The organism is Promineifilum sp. (SeqCode), assembly GCF_041918635.1.
Classification (GTDB): Bacteria; Chloroflexota; Anaerolineae; order Promineifilales; family Promineifilaceae; genus Promineifilum.
On the sequence record NZ_JAYRVJ010000475.1, the window covers coordinates 1 to 4931 of the forward strand.

Below are 4931 nucleotides of genomic sequence, written 5' to 3' on the forward strand. Positions count from 1 at the left end.
CACGCGCGGGACATGCGCCTGATGGGCGACCTGACGACCAACCATTGCGGCGACACCCATGAGTGGTTCCAGGCGGCGCTGTCCGATCCGGATGCGCCGGAAAGGGCGTTTTTCTTCTTCACCGATTACCCGCATCACTACGATGCGTGGTGGGGGCTTAAGGAAATGCCGATCTTCGACCACCGCAGCGCCGAATTGCGCCGCCGGCTCTACGACGGGCCGGACTCGGTCGTCGCGCGCTGGCTCGGCCCGCACGCGCTGGACGCCTGGCGGATCGACGTGGCGAACATGACCGGCATTCACGGCGACATCAACCTGAGCCACGAAGTCGCCACCACCATTCGCCGCACGATGGCCCAGGCCGCGGCCGAGTCATTCCTGCAGGCCGAGTCCAACCACGACACCAGCCGCGACCTGCTCGGCGACGGCTATCAGGGCACCATGAACTACGCGGCCTTCACCCGGCCGCTGTGGCAATGGTTGTTGCCGCCGCAGTCCCGGCCTTACGCCCATACCAAGTATCCCCTGCTACCCAACCTGCTCGGCCCGCTGGTCGTCGTCGCCATGCGCGAACTATCCGGCGTCACCCCCTGGCAGGCCACGCTGCACGCCATGAACCTCATCGGCTCCCACGACACCCACCGCATTGCCTCGCTGCTGGGCGATCCTGGCCTGGTAGACGTGGCCTTCGGCATGCTGGCCGCCTATCCCGGTGTGCCGATGATCTACGCCGGCGACGAGATCGGGCTGGCGACTATGGGGCCGGAGTACGCCCGCATCCCCATGCCCTGGGCGCACCCGGAGCGCTGGGACCAGCGGCGGCTGGCGCACACGCAAGCCCTGTTCACGACCCGCGCCGGCAGCGCGGCCCTGCGGCGCGGCGGCCTGCGCTGGCTGTGCATCGGCGACGACGCGCTGACCTTCCTGCGCGAAGCGCCCGGCGAGACGGTGCTCGTCCACGCCGCGCGCGCCAACCACGCGCCCGTCCGCCTGCCGGCGGCGGTCGTCGGCTCGGAACTGGTGGGGCTGGCCGGGAGCGCCGATCTGCGGAGCGACGCCGAGGGGATGGTCACATTGCCGGCTGAGGGGCCGGGTTTTGGAATGTGGCGACTGGCGTCCGCTTAGACTCGAGGCGACCTACTCCATGCGCGTGGCTATCCTGACGTGCCGTAAGCTTCCAAACTTCGTCACATGGGAAATCCCCAATGTCGATGAGCTGTTTGCGGATGATCGGCGACTCATCGCCGAGTTCGCGAGACAAGGGGACGAAGCCATTTCCGTCGTCTGGAGTGATACAAGCGTCGATTGGAATCAATTCGACCTGGCCCTCATTCGCAGCACGTGGGACTACATCGACGAGCGCGAGCGCTTCTTGTCCGTACTGGCCGAGATCGACCGATCATCGTGCCGGTTATTCAATCCCCTCGAGGCGGTTCGCTGGAATAGCGTCAAGTCCTATCTTTTTGATCTGCACGAGTGGCTGATTCCTATCGTACCCTCCCTTTCAGCCTCTGCGGCCGACGCGCCGGCCCTGCAGGATGCGGCCATTCAGCGAGGCTGGCAGCAGGCCGTCCTCAAGCCTATGATCGGCGCCGGCGCGGCCGACGTTACCCTGGTGGCGGCTCAGGACATTGCGGCGACGCTCGGGCAACTGGCCGCCAAACAGCCCCACCAGGCGTTCCTGCTACAACCTCTGGTCGAGAGCGTTCTGGACGAGGGCGAGTGGTCGTTCATCTTTATCGACGGCGAGTTCAGCCATGCGCTACTGAAGAAACCCGCCCCCGATGATTATCGCGCTCACGGCATCTATGGCGGCACCGTCAAAGCCATTGAACCCCGGCGGGACGACCTGCTCCAGGCGAAGGCCATTCTGGCCAGCCTACCATTTGACTTGCTCTATGCACGCCTGGACCTGGTGCGTGTGGCTGGCCGGCTAGCTGTCATGGAGCTTGAGCTGATAGAGCCTATCCTATACTTCGATCTGGCCCCAGATGGGGCCGGCCGTCTCGTGCGCGCCGCCCGTTCAAGGAGTAGACCCAATCGCTTCTATCACTAAAGCGGACATCGATGCGCCTCTCGTCCGCCGGCTGATCGGCGCTCAGTTCCCCCGCTGGGCGCGCCGGCCCATCACGCCCGTTGAGCGCGATGGCTGGGACAACACAACCTTTCGCCTGGGCGATGACATGTTGGTGCGGCTGCCCAGCGCCGAAGGGTATAAGGAACAGGTAGCCAAGGAACAGCATTGGTTGCCGCGGCTGGCTCCCCTTTTGCCGCTGCCCATCCCCACTCCCCTGGCGCTGGGCGTCCCGGCCGAGGGCTACCCGTGGCATTGGTCGGTCTACCGCTGGCTCGACGGCCAGAACGCGACGCCGGAGCGCATCGCCGACCTGCCCCGTTTCGCGGAGACGCTGGCCCATTTCCTACTCGCCCTGCAACGGATCGATCCCACGGGCGGGCCGCCGCCGGGGCCGCACAACTGCTATCGCGGCGGGCCGCTGACCGTCTATGACCGGGAGACCAGCGACGCCATAGCCGCCCTGGACGGCCAGGTAGACGCCGCCGCGGCGACCGCGGTATGGGAAACGGCCCTGGCGGCGACGTGGCACGGCCCGCCCGTCTGGGTGCACGGCGACGTGGCCGCGGGCAACCTGCTGGTTCGCCAGGGCCGGTTGAACGCCGTCATCGACTTCGGCTGCTCGGGGGTGGGCGACCCCGCCTGCGACGTGGTCATGGCCTGGACGTTCTTCGCCGGGGCGAGCCGGCGGGCATTCCGTAAGGCGCTGCCGCTGGACGACGCCACGTGGGCGCGCGGCCGGGGCTGGGCGCTGTGGAAGGCGCTCATCACGCTCGTCGAAAGCGAACACACCCACCCGCCGGTGGCCGCCGACGCCCAGCGCGTCATCCAGACTGTGCTGGCCGACCACTCCGGCGCGGTCTGACAAGGCGCTGTGCGGGATGGCATCCCGCGTCTTCGGCCCAGCTAGAACGCGGGTTGCCAACCCGCGCTACACCGCAGCGAAAGCCCCAACGCTAACAAGAAGTCAATATTGTGTACTTGACAATACTGTGCGACATATAGTATACTGTTACTGTATGACACACAGCATGATAAGGCGCACAGCATATGACTGAAATAGAACTAGACGAGCAGTTTGACAACCTGCGCCTCGAGCTGCGGCGCGGCGTGGTGGTGCTGGCGGTTCTCAGTCAGATGGACACCGCCCGGTACGGCTACAACCTCATTCAACGGTTGGCCGGCCAGGGGCTGGACATCGAGGAAGGGACGCTCTACCCCCTGCTGCGGCGGCTGGAGAAGCAGGGCTTGCTGGAAAGCGAGTGGGAGATCGGCGAATCGCGGCCGCGCAAGTATTACCGGATCAGCCCGCTGGGGCGCAAGGTGCTGGCCGCGCTGATGACGGAGTGGAATAACACCATCGAGGTAATGCACCTCATTCTTTATGGAGAGAAACATGTCTGAGCTAGTCGAGCGATACGTTCATCAAGTCGGGCGCTACCTGCCCAACAAAGAGCGGGCCGAGATTCAGGCCGAACTACGGTCGCAGATTCAGGACCAGTTGGACGACCGCTATGAGGGCGCGCCCACGCAGGCTGACGTGGCCGCGGTGCTCAAGGAACTGGGCGACCCGCGCCGCATGGCCGCTTCCTATGGCGGCGAGCAGTATCTGGTCGGCCCCGACTTCTACCCGGTGATGATGATGGTCTTGCGGCGCGGCTGGGTCATCGTGCCGCCGGTGGCCGTCCTCGTTCACCTGCTGGCCATACTGTTCGGCAACGAGTCGGACAACCTGATTACGGTGCTGCTGGAGACGGCCGCCGGCGCGTTCCAGGCCACGGCTATCTTCACCGGCATCGTCGTGCTCATCTTCGCTATCTTGCAGCACTCCGGCGAAGACCTGGACGAGATCACCGGCAACGACGCCGGGTTCGATCCGCTGGCCCTGCCAGAAGTCAACGACCCGGCCGAGGTTGACCGCTTCGAGTCGATCTTCAGCATGGCCTTTGGCACGTTCGCCGTGCTGGTCATGATCTACTTCCTGCGCGTTGGCGGCCTGACCCTGCAATTCAATCTGGGCGAGCCGGTAGACGTCATCCCGGTGCCCATTCCCTGGCTGGTGGCGCTCATCGCTATCGCGATCGCGCAGATGGTGCTGCAACTGACGGCGCTGTTGCGCGGGCGGTGGGGCGTGGCCCTGTGGCTGGTCAACGTGGCGCTGGACATCGTCGGCGCGGTGACGCTGTACTTTGTCCTGTGGCTGCCGCTGGCCGACCGGGTCTATGCCGCCGTTCCGGCGCTGACCGGCGTGCCGCTCATCGGGCGCGGCGCGGAAGCCATTCTCGTCCTGTCGATCATCATCGCGGTGATTGGGGGCGTCACCAAGCTGGTCAAGATGGTGAGCCATCGCTATAGCGCGGCGCCGTCCTACAACGTCAAGGCGAACTAAAAGAGAAGACAAGAAATCCACAGATTACACTGATTACAAAGATTGATTTCAAGACATTCTGTGTAATCGGTGTGACTGGGGCTGCTTATCACAGCGGAGACAAGGAAAATCATGCAAGCGATTGTTTACACGCAGTACGGTTCGCCGGACGTGCTCCAATTAAAGGAAGTGGCCGCGCCTCAGCCGGCGGAAGGCGAGGTACTGGTCAGGGTTCACGCCACGGGCCTCAACGCCGCCGACCGGTACGCCTTGAGTGGCAAGCCGTTCATCGTCCGGCTCATGACCGGCGGGCTGCGGCGGCCAAGGCACACCATCCTGGGGGCCGATGTGGCCGGCGTGGTGGCCGCCGTCGGCCGCGGCGTGACGCAGTTTCAACCGGGCAACGCGGTTTACGGCGATCTATCTGGCGTCGGCTCCGGCGGGCTGGCCGAGTACGTCTGCGCCCCGGAGGGCGTCTGGGCGCGGAAG

Annotated in this window: 6 protein-coding genes; all 6 read left to right on the forward strand. The window is 65.1% G+C overall.

Annotated features, from left to right (window positions below):
- The coding region (locus ACE3UY_RS14390; RefSeq protein WP_374688200.1) for an alpha-amylase family glycosyl hydrolase at positions 1 to 1125 on the forward strand (1125 nt) is incomplete at its 5' end.
- A gap of 19 nt (positions 1126 to 1144) precedes the next feature.
- Entirely contained in the window at positions 1145 to 2056 is a 912-nt protein-coding gene (locus tag ACE3UY_RS14395) for a RimK family alpha-L-glutamate ligase (protein ID WP_374688201.1), read from the forward strand.
- A complete protein-coding gene (locus ACE3UY_RS14400; RefSeq protein WP_374688205.1) occupies positions 2040 to 2939 on the forward strand; it encodes an aminoglycoside phosphotransferase family protein in 900 nt (299 codons plus the stop codon). Before ACE3UY_RS14395 ends, ACE3UY_RS14400 begins: the two co-directional genes overlap by 17 nt.
- Before the next feature lie 185 nt (positions 2940 to 3124).
- A complete protein-coding gene (locus tag ACE3UY_RS14405) occupies positions 3125 to 3478 on the forward strand; it encodes a PadR family transcriptional regulator (RefSeq protein ID WP_374688202.1) in 354 nt (117 codons plus the stop codon).
- Positions 3471 to 4463: a hypothetical protein gene (locus ACE3UY_RS14410; RefSeq protein ID WP_374688203.1), complete on the forward strand. Its 993-nt coding sequence runs from the start codon at positions 3471 to 3473 to the stop codon at positions 4461 to 4463. The genes ACE3UY_RS14405 and ACE3UY_RS14410 overlap by 8 nt, the downstream gene beginning before the upstream one ends.
- 111 nt (positions 4464 to 4574) lie before the next feature.
- A partial coding sequence (locus ACE3UY_RS14415) for an alcohol dehydrogenase catalytic domain-containing protein (protein ID WP_374688204.1) occupies positions 4575 to 4931 on the forward strand: 357 nt, incomplete at its 3' end.